The organism is Sphingopyxis sp. P8 (assembly GCF_020622175.1).
Lineage (GTDB): Bacteria > Pseudomonadota > Alphaproteobacteria > Sphingomonadales > Sphingomonadaceae > Sphingopyxis > Sphingopyxis jiangsuensis.
Genome location: NZ_JACNMK010000001.1, coordinates 1,600,227 through 1,613,301 on the forward strand (window position 1 = coordinate 1,600,227; position 13,075 = coordinate 1,613,301).

Annotated in this window: 15 protein-coding genes; 10 read left to right on the forward strand and 5 right to left on the reverse strand. The window is 66.0% G+C overall.

What is annotated here, in order from left to right; all coding sequences use genetic code 11:
- Nucleotides 1–10: 10 nt before the first annotated feature.
- Together H7692_RS07890 and H7692_RS07895 are read right to left on the reverse strand one after the other, a co-directional pair.
- Nucleotides 11–970, reverse strand: a complete 960-nt coding sequence (locus tag H7692_RS07890; protein WP_222135438.1) for a winged helix DNA-binding protein — start codon at nt 968–970, stop codon at nt 11–13.
- A gap of 134 nt (nt 971–1,104) precedes the next feature.
- Nucleotides 1,105–1,281, reverse strand: coding sequence for a hypothetical protein (locus H7692_RS07895; RefSeq protein WP_222135437.1), 177 nt, complete (start codon nt 1,279–1,281; stop codon nt 1,105–1,107).
- Between H7692_RS07895 and H7692_RS07900 the strand changes: the two genes are divergently transcribed.
- From H7692_RS07900 to H7692_RS07925, 6 genes are read left to right on the forward strand one after another with little or no spacing between them, the layout of a single operon-like run.
- Nucleotides 1,280–1,840: a thermonuclease family protein gene (locus tag H7692_RS07900; protein ID WP_222135436.1), complete on the forward strand. Its 561-nt coding sequence runs from the start codon at nt 1,280–1,282 to the stop codon at nt 1,838–1,840. The genes H7692_RS07895 and H7692_RS07900 overlap by 2 nt on opposite strands.
- A 47-nt stretch (nt 1,841–1,887) precedes the next feature.
- Entirely contained in the window at nt 1,888–2,265 is a 378-nt protein-coding gene (gene crcB / locus H7692_RS07905) for a fluoride efflux transporter CrcB (RefSeq protein WP_222135435.1), read from the forward strand.
- Nucleotides 2,262–3,461 (forward strand): RluA family pseudouridine synthase, encoded by a 1,200-nt coding sequence (locus H7692_RS07910; RefSeq protein WP_222135434.1) that lies wholly within the window; start codon nt 2,262–2,264, stop codon nt 3,459–3,461. The genes crcB and H7692_RS07910 overlap by 4 nt, the downstream gene beginning before the upstream one ends.
- On the forward strand, nt 3,461–4,084 hold the full coding sequence (locus H7692_RS07915) for an FMN-binding negative transcriptional regulator (RefSeq protein WP_227340004.1): 624 nt from the start codon (nt 3,461–3,463) through the stop codon (nt 4,082–4,084). The genes H7692_RS07910 and H7692_RS07915 overlap by 1 nt, the downstream gene beginning before the upstream one ends.
- Nucleotides 4,081–4,317, forward strand: a complete 237-nt coding sequence (locus H7692_RS07920) for a hypothetical protein (RefSeq protein ID WP_201928862.1) — start codon at nt 4,081–4,083, stop codon at nt 4,315–4,317. Before H7692_RS07915 ends, H7692_RS07920 begins: the two co-directional genes overlap by 4 nt.
- The gene (locus H7692_RS07925) at nt 4,314–5,009 is read left to right on the forward strand and encodes an ATP12 family chaperone protein (protein WP_227340005.1); all 696 of its coding nucleotides are present in this window, start codon (nt 4,314–4,316) and stop codon (nt 5,007–5,009) included. Before H7692_RS07920 ends, H7692_RS07925 begins: the two co-directional genes overlap by 4 nt.
- Here H7692_RS07925 and H7692_RS07930 read toward each other — a convergent pair.
- Genes H7692_RS07930 through H7692_RS07940 form a run of 3 tightly spaced genes read right to left on the reverse strand, consistent with a single transcriptional unit; the run spans nt 5,006 to nt 7,961 of the window.
- Complete coding sequence (locus tag H7692_RS07930; protein WP_222135431.1) at nt 5,006–5,809, reverse strand: crotonase/enoyl-CoA hydratase family protein; 804 nt, start codon at nt 5,807–5,809, stop codon at nt 5,006–5,008. The genes H7692_RS07925 and H7692_RS07930 overlap by 4 nt on opposite strands.
- Nucleotides 5,806–6,423: a 2-hydroxychromene-2-carboxylate isomerase gene (locus H7692_RS07935; protein WP_227340006.1), complete on the reverse strand. Its 618-nt coding sequence runs from the start codon at nt 6,421–6,423 to the stop codon at nt 5,806–5,808. Before H7692_RS07935 ends, H7692_RS07930 begins: the two co-directional genes overlap by 4 nt.
- The gene (locus H7692_RS07940) at nt 6,420–7,961 is read right to left on the reverse strand and encodes an acyl-CoA synthetase (RefSeq protein ID WP_227340007.1); all 1,542 of its coding nucleotides are present in this window, start codon (nt 7,959–7,961) and stop codon (nt 6,420–6,422) included. The genes H7692_RS07935 and H7692_RS07940 overlap by 4 nt, the downstream gene beginning before the upstream one ends.
- Before the next feature lie 146 nt (nt 7,962–8,107).
- On the opposite strand from H7692_RS07940, the gene H7692_RS07945 reads away from it, so the two are divergent.
- The 4 genes from H7692_RS07945 (at nt 8,108) to H7692_RS07960 (ending at nt 13,074) form a co-directional block, all read left to right on the forward strand.
- Nucleotides 8,108–9,637 (forward strand): class I adenylate-forming enzyme family protein, encoded by a 1,530-nt coding sequence (locus H7692_RS07945; protein WP_227340008.1) that lies wholly within the window; start codon nt 8,108–8,110, stop codon nt 9,635–9,637.
- 74 nt (nt 9,638–9,711) lie between these two features.
- Nucleotides 9,712–11,154 carry a metalloprotease TldD gene (gene tldD / locus H7692_RS07950; RefSeq protein ID WP_222135427.1) on the forward strand — a complete coding sequence of 481 codons (1,443 nt, stop codon included), beginning with the start codon at nt 9,712–9,714 and terminating at the stop codon, nt 11,152–11,154.
- Nucleotides 11,155–11,338: 184 nt separating this feature from the next.
- Entirely contained in the window at nt 11,339–12,568 is a 1,230-nt protein-coding gene (locus H7692_RS07955; protein WP_222135426.1) for a hypothetical protein, read from the forward strand.
- 104 nt (nt 12,569–12,672) lie between these two features.
- Entirely contained in the window at nt 12,673–13,074 is a 402-nt protein-coding gene (locus tag H7692_RS07960; RefSeq protein WP_201928854.1) for a hypothetical protein, read from the forward strand.
- Nucleotide 13,075: the final 1 nt, after the last annotated feature.

The window sequence follows — 13,075 nt, forward strand, 5'->3', positions numbered from 1 at the left end:
AAGCCGCTGCTTACTCGTCGAGCGCCTCGAAAAAGCGCGCCATCGCGTCGAACGCGCCATCGGCGAGCGCGATGAAGATGCGCCGTCCGTCATCGGGGTCGGCCTCGCGCAGGAACAGGCCCGCGTCGGTCATTGTCTTGATCCAGCGCAGCGCGGTCGTTGCGGGAACCGCGGCGGCGATGCACAGGCTCGATACCGATACCGGCTGACGTTCGAGCCGCGCGGCATAGAGATCGAGCAGCATGTCCCACGCCGGGTCGGCGAACAGGTCGGCCGGGAAATATTGCTCGCGCATCCGCCGTTGCCGGATCATCCGGCGCACCATCTTTGCACGCTGACGGTCGAGCGCACGGTCTTCGGGGACGAAGCTTCGCGGCATGGCGGCGAAATCGCGCAGCGGCGACCGCACGCCGCCTGCAAATCCACTATATTCTTCGTGGCTTGCCGAAGACGCGTCCGCCGGCGTCCCGCTGAGACCACCCTGGCTCGCGATGTCGCCGAGCATCCGCGAAATCCGCGCCACCTCTTCCTGCAAGCGATCGATGCGCTCCATCGCCGCATCGCGCGCGACGTCGCAAACGACAAGTTGGCGCGGCGCGCGGACTGCGGCGATCGCGGCAAGCCGGTCGGCCGCGTCGGCGTCGACCAGAAACTCCGCACGGAGCGCGTCGGGGACCAGCGCGACGACGCGGTCGAGCGCAGCCATGGTTGTTTCGCAGACCAGTCTGCACCCCCGCGCCGCCGCTGCATCGCATAGCTCGGTCAGCAATTCGTTCTCGATCGATTCGGACGCGGCGAGCCAAACGATGTCGACCCGCGCCATTTGCCTGATCCACCCGGCCGCCTGCACCGGCGCGACGGCCGCAGCGAGCCGGACGCCCCCAAAAGCATCCGGCGCCGCAAATTCGTCGTGCGGCCCGACGAACAACAAGGGGGCCGCCCCGACGTCCGGCTCGTCCCACTGTCGCATGCCGGATTTCAATTCGAGACTGGCCGGATACCGCAGCGACCGTGCCTCGGATTGCAGATCCACCAATTGCTCCATTCCAGCGCCCTCCCCCATCATTCGCTCCACCCTGACACCCCTATGTCGTCAATGCGGTGTCAACCGCATCCTGTTCGCTCCTCTTTGTCGCCAAATCGGACCAAAGAGGCGCTGATCGTCGCCATGCGTCCGACCAGCGCGTTCAGCGTCACTCCATTTTGGACACGATTTGTTCTCATCGTCAATCCCATTTGATGCTTGCCATCGATGCGGGCTGCGGCCAGTCGCCGCGCCATGCGATTGTCCGTACCCCGATTGCGTTGGCGCCGGCGGCTGCGGGCGACGGGTGCGCTGTTGCTGCTGGCGGCGATGCTCGCGCTCATTTGGACGTGGAATCCCGAACCGGTCGAAACCGTCGCGCCGATCCGCATCGTCGACGGCGACAGCCTGATTGTCCGGTATGACGGCCGCGCTCTGGCCGTACGCCTGCGTGGAATCGATGCGGTCGAATATCGCCAATCCTGCTCGCGCCAGCGCGTCGACTGGCCGTGCGGCATCGAGGCGCGCGACGCGCTGCACCAGATCGTCGGGCGCGGCGCGCTGCATTGCCGCTTCCTGGCCAAGGACAATTACGGGCGCACCCTGGCACAATGTCGGACCCGAACCGCGCCCGACGGCGTCGACATCGGCGCCGAAATAGTCCGCCGGGGCTGGGCCGTTGCGACGAGCGACGACTATCTGGCCGAAGAAGCCGCCGCGCAGGCCCAGCGGCGCGGCGTCTGGCAAGGCGATTTCCTTCGCCCCTCCGATTGGCGGGCACAGCAAGCTTCGTCGGCAAAGGCTGCGCGCGAATAATGATGGCGATGCTTTTCGCGCGCGATCTTTCGGGCTAGGGCGGCGGGATGAACGGGCTTTTCCCAGTGATGGTCGGCGGCGCGATAGGCGCGGGCGCGCGGCATTTGGTCGGCTATGCGATGCTCGCGCGGCTCGGCCCCGGCTTTCCATGGTGGACGCTCGCGGTGAATGTCGTGGGCAGCCTGGCGATGGGGCTGCTGATCGGCCATTTCGCACGCAGCGGAGCGACCGAAGCGGCGCGGCTGTTCCTCGGCGTCGGCCTTCTGGGAGGTTTCACGACCTTTTCGTCGTTCAGCATGGAATTCTGGCTGCTCTTCGAGCGTGGCCAGACTGCGCAGGCGGCAGCCTATGCAGTTGCGTCGGTCGCCGGAGCGATCATGGCCTGCGGGATCGGCATTCTGATGATGCGGCAGGTGCCGGCATGAGTGGCGGCATAAAAATGGACGGCGCGACCATCGGCGAAGAGGATGACGGCATCCGGCTCGACCGCTGGTTCAAACGGCACCGGCCGGGAACCCCGCATGCCCTGCTCGCGCGCTGGGCGCGGTCGGGGCAGCTCACGCTCGACGGGCAAAAGGCCGACGTGTCGGACAGGATTGCTGCAGGGCAAACGCTCGCCATGCCTACGCCGCCGGTCGAACGCACGGCGCCCCCGGCGCGCAAGGACCGTCCGCTGACCGACGCCGACGTCGCACTTGCCGAATCGATGCTCGTCCACCGCGACGCGAGCGCATTGGTGCTCAACAAGCCTCCCGGCCTCGCGACGCAGGGCGGGACAAAGACCGACGCGCATGTCGACGGCTTGCTCGACGCCTTCAAATATGATGCGCCCGTGCGTCCCAAGCTCGTCCACCGGCTCGACAAGGACACATCGGGGGCGCTGCTCGTCGCACGCACGCCGCGCGCCGCCGCCTGGTTCGCCAAGAGCTTCTCGAACCGTAGCGCCAAGAAAACCTATTGGGCGATCGTCGTCGGCGTCCCCGACATCGCGCAGGGCGAGATCGATCTGCCGCTTGCCAAGCAGCCCGGTTCGGGCGGCGAGAAGATGCATGTGCACGACAGCGGCCTGCCGTCGAAAACGCGCTATCGCGTCATCGAACGCGCGGGGAACAGTGCGGCGTGGGTCGAGTTGCAACCGCTCACCGGGCGCACGCATCAGTTGCGCGTCCATATGGCGGCGATCGGCCATCCGATCGTCGGCGACGGCAAATATGGAGGCAAGGGTGCGTTCCTGACCGGCACGATCAGCCGCAAGCTGCACCTCCACAGCCGGCGGTTGCGGATCGATCATCCCGACGGCGGCCAGCTCGACGTCACCGCCGACCTGCCCGAACATTTCGCCGCGAGCCTCGACGCGCTGGGCTTCGACCTGCTGCTCGGCGACATCCACACCGATGAAGAGGAACGGGGGCCCGCCCCCAAGGCAGCGATGAAGGCCGCCGCCAAGGCGCACAGCAAACAGATCCGCAAGGCGCGCCGCGGCGAACGCCGCGGACGCACCGCAACGAGCAAGCCCACCGACAATGTCGGCAAACCCAAAGCAAAGACCGGAAAGCCCCCGGCTCGCCGCGGCCCCGCCAAGCCCGGCGCGCGCAAACCCGGCCCCCGAAAGACACGCTGATGCACCCCAACCAGATTTTTCGGCCCAAGGATGACCAGCTTGCGCCCATGTTCGTACGCGAGATCGGCTTTGCCGCCTTGTTCGCTGCGACTCCCGACGGCCCGCGCGTCGCGCACGCGCCCGTGCTGCTCGGCGACGACAACGCGACGCTGCGCTTTCACATCTCGCGCGGCAATGCGCTCGCCAAACATATCGACGGCGGAACATTGCTGGCGGTCGTGCAGGGTCCCGACGCTTATGTCAGCGCCAATTGGTACGCCGCCGCCGACAAGATGGTGCCGACATGGAATTATGTCGCAATCGAAATGGAAGGCGAGGTTCGCAAGCTCGACGACGCGGGGCTCGTCGCGATGCTTGATGACCTGTCGGCGCTCCATGAGGCACGGATCGGCGAAAACCCGCCGTGGACACGGGCCAAGATGGAACCCGCGCTGTTCGGCAAGATGACGGGTGCGATTGTCGGGTTCGAAATGCGCATCACCGCGTGGCGGCCGACGCTGAAACTGTCGCAGAATAAATCGCCTGACGAACGCGAACGCGTCGCGGCGGGGATCGAGGCGACGGGCCACGGCGCGCTCGCACATTTGATACGCCAGCTTGGCGGCGCTAGGGAGAGCGCATGACCCAGACCGACGACGCCCTCGCCAAAAAGCGCTTTGTGGCGCTGTCCAGCATGCGCATCATGGGCGCAATTCTGGTGCTGGCAGGTTTTGTCCTTATCCGCGGCGGCATTGAACTGGCGGGTCAGCCAACCGACCGTTGGATCGGGGTCGCCGTTGTTCTCGTCGGCGCCTTCGATTTTGCGGTCATGCCGAAAATCCTCGCACGCCGCTGGCGTTCGCCGCGCGACCTGTGAAGCGGTTCTGGAAGGCCGCCGCCGCCGTCCGCGAACCGGACGGCTGGAGTATCGCGCTCGACGAGCGGCCGGTGCGCACCCCGGGCCGTGCGCCGCTTTCGGTACCGAGCGAGGCGCTTGCGCAGGCCATCGTCGCCGAATGGGACGTGCAAGGCGACACGCTCGATCCAGCGCGCATGCCGATGACCGGCATCGCCAATGCCGCGATCGACCTTGCGCTTCCCGCCCCCCCCGCCTTTGCCGCACCGATTGCCGCTTATGCCGAAAGCGACCTTTTCTGCTACCGCGATGACCGCGACGCTGCGCTTCAGGCCGAGCAGGCGGCAAGCTGGAACCCGCTGCTTGCATGGGCCGAGTCGCGCTATGGCGTGGAGTTCAACCTCGCGCAGGGCGTGCTGCCGGTCGACCAGCCCCCGGCGACATTGGCTGGGTTGCGGGACGCCGTGCTCGCGCAAACGCCGTTTCGGCTCGCGCCATTGGCGCCGCTCGTCACCATCGGTGGCTCGCTCGTCGCAGGTCTCGCGCTGATCGAACGGGCTTTCGATGCCGATATCCTATGGTCCGCAGTCACCCTTGACGAACTTTATCAGGAACGCCGCTGGGGCGCCGACAGCGACGCGCAAAAGGCGCGCGCCGCGAAACAGCGCGACTGGAACAATGCGGTGCGGTTTCTGGAGTTGCTGGCAGTCTAATCGACGAAGTTTGGCGCGCGTTTCTGCATGTGCGCCATCACCGCCTCGATCTGGTTGGGGGTGCGGATAACCTTGACCTGCTCGTCGCTTTCGGCCTGCAGGATTTCGGCGTCGCTCGCGTGGCCGAGCATGTTGCACAGCCGCTTCGCACCGCGGATCGCATGGGGATTCTTGCCCGCAATCGTGCGGGCGAGATCCATCGCATGCGCCAGCGGCTCGTCGGAGACATGCGTCGCGAAACCGAGCAGCTTCGCCTCGCTCCCGTTGAACTCGCGGTTGGTATAGATCATCTCGCGCAGCACATCGTCGGCGACCTGCGTGCGCCACAGCGCCATGCCCGCGACGTCGGGGACGAGGCCCCAGCGCATTTCCATGATCGCAATCCGCGTGTCGGGATGGACGATGCGGATGTCCGCCGCCGCCATGATCTGGCTGCCCGCGCCGAATGCGACGCCATGCACGGCCGCGATGACCGGAACGGGAAGTTCGCGCCAGCCCCAGGCGACATATTGGGCGTTGTTCGCAATCCCCTTGGTGCGGTCGGACAGGCTGCCGCCCGCGCTGCTCGCGCCCGGATCGCGGTCGGCCGACAGGCTGGAGAGGTCGAGACCCGCGCAAAAGGCGCGCCCCTCGCCCGACAGCACGACGACGCGCAGCCCGTCGGTGGCCTTCAGCGTGTCGATCGCCTCGGCGAGCGCCTCCCACATCGCGCCGTCGAGCGCGTTCATCTTGTCGGCGCGGATCAGCCGGACGTCGGCGATGCCGTCCTCCAGCATGGTGATCGAAATGCGGTCCTTCATGGGAGAGTCCTTTCAAGCGCCGCCTCTACGAGCGGGAGCTGGTCGTTTCCGAAATACATGTCGTCGCCGTCGACGAAGATCGTTGGCGATCCATAGCCGCCGCGCGCGATCAACTCGTCGGTGTTGGCGCGCAGCCGCGCCTTGGCATCGTCGCCCACCGCAGCCTGGGCGACCGCTGCACCGTCGAGCCCCGCGGAATCGGCAACCGCGATCAGCACCGCAGGGTCGTCGAGATTCTCCTGCGCGCCGAAATAGCTCGCAAAGGCGCCGCGCGCAAAGCGCACCAGCGCCGCCTGGTCATCCTCCAGAGCGCAGCAGAAGCGCATCGCCGCGACGCTCTTGGCCGGATGCCACTTTGACGGAAAGTTCATCGGCACGCCCGCAAGGCGCGCCCAGTCCTTCAGCACCTTCCAGCTATGCGCGAGCCGCCGGTTGTCGGCCTGTTCGCGCGCGGCATAGACCGCCGGATTGACGGCATTGAACACCCCGCCGACCAGGATCGGGCGATAGCGTGCGCTCGCGCCCGTCCGCTCGAGCAGCGCAGGCAGGTTGTGAAAGGCAAGGCACGTCCAGGGCGACGACAGGTCAAAAAAGAACTCGACCCGATCGGTCACGCGCTTACGCCTTCGGCCTTCGCCTTCTCCCAATATTTGTCGCGGAGCAGGCGCTTGTAGAGCTTGCCCGTGTCATGCCGCGGCAGGGCTTCGACGAAATCGATCCGCCGCGGGATTTTGATCCCCGACAGCTTCTGGCGCGCAAAGGCGACCAGTTCGTCGCGAAAGGCGTCGGTCGCGTCGGCCATGTCCGAGAGCTGGATAACGGCGATCACTTCCTCGCCCATCTCCTCGTGCGGGCCGCCGACGACCGCAACGTCGGCGACCTTCGGGTGCGTCACCAGATGATTCTCAATCTCCTGCGGATAAATGTTCACCCCGCCCGAAATGATCATGAAGCTCTTGCGGTCGGTGAGGTAGAGGAACCCGTCGGCGTCGACCTTTCCGACATCGCCCAGCGTCGTCCAGCCGCGGCTGTTGCGGCTCGCCGCCGTCTTTTCGGGATCGTCGTGATACTCGAAAACATTCTCGCTTTCGAAAAAGACGATGCCCTCCTCACCGGCGGGCAGCTCGCTTTCCTTGTCCTCGGCCATGATATGCACCGCCCCGTTGAGCGGACGCCCGACGGTCCCCTTGTGCGCGAGCCAGTCGGCGCTCGATGCGAAGGTCATCCCATTGCCCTCCGACCCGGCATAATATTCGAGCAGCACCGGACCCCACCAGTCGATCATCGCCTGCTTGACCGGCACCGGACACGGCGCAGCCGCGTGGATCGCGCCCTTCATCGACGACACGTCATATTTCGCGCGCACCGCTTCGGGCAGCTTGAGCATCCGCACGAAATGGGTCGGCACGAACTGCGCGCTGTTGCAGCGATAGGTCTCGATTGCGGCAAGCGCGCCTTCGGGGTCGAATTTCTTCATCAGCACGACCGTTCCGCCGAGCCGGTGGATCGTCATCGACCAGCGCAGCGGCGCGGCATGATAGAGCGGCGCGGGCGACAGATAGATGCTGTCGGGACCGATGCCAAACGCCGCAGCCGCCAGCATGACGAGGCTGTTGGGCGCATCGATTGCGCGCTCCTCGGGCAAGGGAACCTTGACCCCCTTGGGCCGCCCCGTCGTCCCCGACGAATAGAGCATGTCGACTCCGGCGCGTTCGTCGGCGATCCGCTCGGAAGGCATTGCGGCAAGCGCCTCCTCGATCGCCGGCCAGCCCGCAATCTCCCCTCCCATCGAGAAGCGCGCGATCGTCGTCTCCAGTTCGAGCGCCGCGGGCGCGAGGCTCGCCGATACGACGAGCAGCTTTGCCCCCGAATTTTCGAGGATATAGTCGGTCTCGTCCTGCGTCAGCCGCGACGAGATGCAGACATAGCGCAGCCCCGCGCGCTGCGCGCCCCAGGTCAGCCCGTAATAGCGCGGCGTGTTGTCGAGCATGAAGGCAACGACATCCTCATGCCCGAGCCCCCGCCCGCGAAACAGCTGCGCGGCGCGGTTCGACAAGGCATCGAGTTCGGCATAGCTCAGCGTCTCGCCGGTCTCCGCGACGATCACCGCCGGTTTGTCGGGATGCGTTTGCGCGTGGACAGAAGGGTGCATCGGGCATCGTCTCCGGAATCATGTTTATCGTGTCGCCAAATGAGTAGCGGACTGAAACTTTTGGTCAAGCGAGGCGGCCCCGGCGTGCGCCGCCGAATGCGATGGGGCGCCATTGCGCGCAGATATTGCTGTGCTACCCCGATGCGATGACCAGCACCGCCATGCTCGAAAGCGCTTTCGCCACCCTGCCCGACCTCGTCCGCGCGCACGCCGTCGAACGCCCCGATGCCGTAGCGGCGGCGGACCCCGAACGGCGCCTGAGCTGGGCCGAACTCGACGCGCTCACCGACCGAATCGCGACGCGCCTGCAGGCCGATGGCTTTGCGAAGGGCGACCGCACGGCGATTGCGGGGCTCAACAGCGTCGAGCAGGTGGCGGTCATTCTCGGCACCCTCCGCGCCGGCGGCGTCGCGGGGCTGATTACCAACAGCGCGACCGGCGAACAGATGGCGGCGATGATCGCCGACACCGGCGCGCGCCACCTCTTCCTCGACAGCGCTGCCGCCGCGAGCCTTGCCGGGCTGGATGTGCGGGCGTCCGATCGCATCGCGATGGACGAAAGCGACGCGGGCACGCGGCTTTCGGCATGGATGGCCGCCCCCGGCGCGCGCCCTGCGCCGGTCGCAGTCGCGCCCGAAGACGGCTTCAACATCATCTATTCGTCGGGGACGACCGGCACGCCGAAGGGCATCGTGCAAAGCCAGGCGATGCGCTGGCAGCATATCGTCCGCGGCGCGCCCGCCTATGGCCACGGCGCGGTGACGATCCTGTCGACGCCGCTTTATTCGAACACGACGATGGCGAGCTTCATGCCGACGGTCGGGTCGGGCGGGCGCGTCGTGCTGATGAAAAAGTTCGACGCACGCGGTTTCCTCGAACTTGCCGAGCGCGAGCGCGCGACCAACACGATGCTCGTCCCCGTCCAGTATCGCCGCATCATGGCGCTCGACGATTTCGACCGCTTCGACCTGTCGAGCTTTGTCATGAAATATTGCACCTCGGCGCCCTTCCCCGCCGCGCTCAAGGCCGACATTTTGAAACGCTGGCCCGGCGGGCTCGTCGAAATCTACGGCATGACCGAGGGCGGCGCGGCCTTTTTGCTCGAAGCGCATAAATATCCCGACAAGCTCCACACCGTCGGCCAGCCCGCGCCGGGTCATATCGCCAAGGTCATCGACGAGGCGGGCAACGAACTGCCGCAGGGCGAGGTCGGCGAAATCGTCGGGCGCAGTCCGGCGATGATGACGGGATACAACAACCGCCCCGATGCGACGCAGGCGATGCACTGGCGCGATGCCGAGGGGAATCTCTTCTATCGCCACGGCGACATCGGACGCTTCGACGAGGACGGCTTCCTGACCCTGATGGACCGCGCGAAGGACATGATCATCTCGGGCGGGTTCAACATCTATCCGAGCGATCTCGAGGCCATCCTGCTCGCCGACGAACGCGTCGTCGAGGCCGCGGTGGTCGGGATGCCGAGCGAGGAGTGGGGCGAAACCCCCGTTGCCTTCGTCGTTCTGGTCCCGGGCGCCGATGCCGGGGCGGTGCGCGCCGACTGCAACGCAAAGGTCGGCAAGACTCAGCGATTGAGCGCGATTCGCACTGTCGCCGAGCTGCCGCGCAGCCCCATCGGCAAGGTGCTCAAGCGCGAATTGCGCGACGCCTATCGCTGAGGCGCGGGGCGGAGATCGCACAAAAGCGTCAAGGCGACTTTGCGCAACCACGCCCCCGTGCCTATATCGCGCAAATGACAAGCCTCACCGATCCTCGCCGCTTCCTCTATCGCACCGATGCGCTCGACCCCGATTTGGCGCAGCAGCTGACGCGCGAGGCGCTGGCGAGGGCCGACGATGGCGAACTCTACCTGCAATATCGCGCGACCGAGAGCTTCGGATTCGACGACGGCCGCCTCAAGACCGCCGACTATTCGACCGACGCGGGATTCGGCCTGCGCGCGGTGTCGGGCGAAATGACGGGCTTTGCCCATGCGAGCGACATCAGCGCGGGCGCGATCCGACGCGCCGCCGAGACGCTGGCGCTGCTCGACCCCGCGAAGGCGCCGCACGCGCCGCCGCCGGCGCGCACCAACCGCCACCTGTATGACGAGGCGAACCCGCTCGACCTCGTCCCCTTCGCCAAGAAGGTCGCGCTCTGCCAGCAAATCGATGCCGCGGCGCGCGCACGCGATCCGCGCATCGCCCAGGTGTCGGTCAGCCTTGCCGGCAGCTGGTCGGTCGTCGAGATCGTCCGCGCCGACGGCTTCCTCGCGACCGACATCCGGCCGCTCGTGCGGCTGAACGTCAGCATTGTGGTCGAGGAAAACGGACGGCGCGAGAGCGGCTATTTCGGCCTCGGCGGTCGCTATATGTACGATCATCTGTTCGAGGAAGCGCAGTGGAACCGCGCGATCGACGAAGCGCTGGCGCAGGCGCTCGTCAATCTGCGCGCGGTCGACGCGCCGGCGGGCGAAATGACCGTGCTGCTCGGCCCCGGCTGGCCCGGTGTCCTGCTTCACGAAGCGGTCGGCCACGGGCTCGAAGGCGATTTCAACCGCAAGGGAACGAGTGCCTTTTCGGGCCGCATCGGCGAACGCGTCGCCGCACCCGGCGTGACGGTGGTCGACGATGGCGCAATGGCAAGCCCGGTGGGCGGCGGTCGCCGCGGCTCGCTGTCGATCGACGACGAAGGCACCCCGACGCGCGAGACCGTGCTGATCGAGGACGGCATATTGAAGGGCTATATGCAGGACCGGCTCAACGCGCGGCTGATGGGGGTCGAACCGACGGGCAACGGGCGCCGCGAAAGCTTTGCCCATGCGCCGATGCCACGGATGACCAACACCTTCATGCGCGGCGGCCACGACGATCCCTCCGAACTGCTGAGCCGCGTGAAGAACGGCATTTTTGCCAAGAGCTTTGGCGGCGGGCAGGTCGACATCGTGTCGGGCAAGTTCGTTTTCAGCTGCACCGAAGCCTACAAGATCAAGGACGGCAAGCTTGGCGACCCGATCAAGGGCGCGACCTTGATCGGCGACGGGCCGAGCGTGCTGACCAAGGTTACAGGCATCGGCAACGACATGGCGATCGACGAAGGCATCGGCATCTGCGGCAAGGGCGGGCAAAGCGTCCCCGCGGGCGTCGGCCAGCCGACCTTGCTGGTCAGCGGGCTCACCGTCGGCGGCACTGCCTGACCCCAGGGGGCGACGCAAAAATGCAGGTCTTTGTCGGCCTGTAGTGGGTATTCGTCGAATTTCCCTCCCCTTGTGACTGTCAGCACAGCTTGGCGACGCCGGCGCCGGGCAATTAATGCTCGACAGCAGTTTTGAATCGGACAACATCCCGCACGGGAATTCCGTCCGACAAGGGAGGTTTTTCATGCGTTCGTCTTTTCGCTTTGTTTCGGTCGCGACGATTGCCGCGATGCTCGCCGCCGTTCCGGGTTCCGCACAGCGGTCGACCGGTCCCAAGGAACGGTATGAAATGGATGTCGCGACGATGTCCGGCTTTGCGGCGATGACCGCTGGCGGCGGCAAGCCGGGAATGGGGAGCGCGCTCGGCATGATGTTCGGCGGCTCGCCAGAAAGCCGCGTCGCGCACACGCTCGAACTGCGGCTGGGTTCGAACCAGGCACCATCGAGCCCTCCGGTTAAAGCCGATCATTTCTTTCTTCCGCAAGCAAAGCTGGGGGCATCGGTGCCGCTCCTGCCCCACGAACCCGGCAAGCGCACCGAAACCGAATATAATGAAGTCCCCAAGGACTTCGAACGTCCCAAGGGACGTTTGCTGTTGTTCTGGGGCTGCGGGGCGAAGGCCGGACCCGGCCAGCCGGTCGTCATTGACTTTTCGAAGATGGCGGCGGGCCAAATGCCGCCGAACCTCTTCACCTCGACCGTGCCGCGCGTTCGCGAAGTGATGGCGTCGAACAGCGCCTCCTACGCCGATTGGCCGAATCGGAAATCGTCAAAGCCGGTGCCCGCGGGCAGCTCGCTGCTCGGCGCGCACCGCGTCGCGAGCAATGTCGGCCCCGAGATTAATTTCACGCTGGCGCAGGATTATATGCCGGGGCTGAACGCGTCGACAACGCAGCAGGCGGACGGTTCGGTGATGATCCGCTGGAACCAGATTGCGCCCGCGACCGGCTATGTCGCCTGGGCGTTCGGCGGGATGGACCGCGGCGGCGGCAACGCCGACATGGTCTGGTGGACAAGCGCAAGCGCGCGCGAGTTCGGCGGCGGCCTGTGGGAATGGTTGCCTCCGGCGACCGTTGCGAACCTGGTTGCGAAGAAGATCGTGATGCCGCCCGCGCAGACAAGCTGCGAAATCCCGGCCGAGGCCAAGAAGGCGTCGGGCGAGATGATGTTCGGCAATCTCAACGCCTTCGGGCCAGAGGCCAATTTCTCCTATCCGCCCAAGCCCGCAGGCAATGCGGTGTGGAACATCGACTGGACGGCAAAGGTCCGGTTCCGTTCGCAGACGTCGCTGATGATCGGCGCCGATTTTGGCGGCATGGGCGGGTCGAGCCGCGGCGGAAGCGAAGCTCCCGCCGAGCCTGAAAAGAAAAAGAAGTGCAAGGGTCCGCTCGGCATTCCGCTTCCGACCTGTTAACCGGCAACGGCGGCCTGACGGCAGCGGCGCGAGTCAGCCGCCGTTAACACCCGCTCTTCTAGGATGGCGACAGGGAGGCTATGTTGAAGCATAGGAGTCGAAACATGCGCCCATTGATCACTATCCTGCTGGCCGCTGCCGTGGCCGCGAGTCCCGCCGCCTTGGCGGCCAAAGAAAAGCTTACGCCCGAGGAAGAACTGGCAAAGCTGCTCGAAGGCCGTGTGGCGGGGGAACCGCAAAATTGCATCTCGCTCACCACGACGCAGAGTTCGCAGGTCATCGACAAGACCGCGATCGTCTATCGTTCGGGAGGGACGCTGTACGTCAACCGTCCGCGCAGCGGTGCCGACGCGCTCAATGACGACGATATCCTCGTCACCAAGCTGATCGGCAACCGGCTGTGCAGCATCGACACGGTGGAATTGCACGACCGTCAGGCCCATTTCTATCGCGGCTTTGTTTCGCTCGGCGAATTCGTCCCTTATCGGCGCCCCGCGTCCGAATAGT

Excerpts from the sequence above, each read along its gene's own strand:
- H7692_RS07930 (WP_222135431.1), bottom strand. The coding sequence starts at position 5,809 with ATGAAGGACCGCATTTCGATCACCATGCTGGAGGACGGCATCGCCGAC.
- tldD (WP_222135427.1), top strand. The coding sequence starts at position 9,712 with ATGACAAGCCTCACCGATCCTCGCCGCTTCCTCTATCGCACCGATGCG.
- H7692_RS07960 (WP_201928854.1), top strand. The coding sequence starts at position 12,673 with ATGCGCCCATTGATCACTATCCTGCTGGCCGCTGCCGTGGCCGCGAGT.
- H7692_RS07920 (WP_201928862.1), top strand. The coding sequence starts at position 4,081 with ATGACCCAGACCGACGACGCCCTCGCCAAAAAGCGCTTTGTGGCGCTG.
- H7692_RS07900 (WP_222135436.1), top strand. The coding sequence starts at position 1,280 with ATGCGATTGTCCGTACCCCGATTGCGTTGGCGCCGGCGGCTGCGGGCG.
- H7692_RS07940 (WP_227340007.1), bottom strand. The coding sequence starts at position 7,961 with ATGCACCCTTCTGTCCACGCGCAAACGCATCCCGACAAACCGGCGGTG.
- H7692_RS07895 (WP_222135437.1), bottom strand. The coding sequence starts at position 1,281 with ATGGCGCGGCGACTGGCCGCAGCCCGCATCGATGGCAAGCATCAAATG.
- H7692_RS07915 (WP_227340004.1), top strand. The coding sequence starts at position 3,461 with ATGCACCCCAACCAGATTTTTCGGCCCAAGGATGACCAGCTTGCGCCC.
- H7692_RS07945 (WP_227340008.1), top strand. The coding sequence starts at position 8,108 with ATGACCAGCACCGCCATGCTCGAAAGCGCTTTCGCCACCCTGCCCGAC.
- H7692_RS07955 (WP_222135426.1), top strand. The coding sequence starts at position 11,339 with ATGCGTTCGTCTTTTCGCTTTGTTTCGGTCGCGACGATTGCCGCGATG.
- crcB (WP_222135435.1), top strand. The coding sequence starts at position 1,888 with ATGAACGGGCTTTTCCCAGTGATGGTCGGCGGCGCGATAGGCGCGGGC.
- H7692_RS07910 (WP_222135434.1), top strand. The coding sequence starts at position 2,262 with ATGAGTGGCGGCATAAAAATGGACGGCGCGACCATCGGCGAAGAGGAT.
- H7692_RS07890 (WP_222135438.1), bottom strand. The coding sequence starts at position 970 with ATGCGACAGTGGGACGAGCCGGACGTCGGGGCGGCCCCCTTGTTGTTC.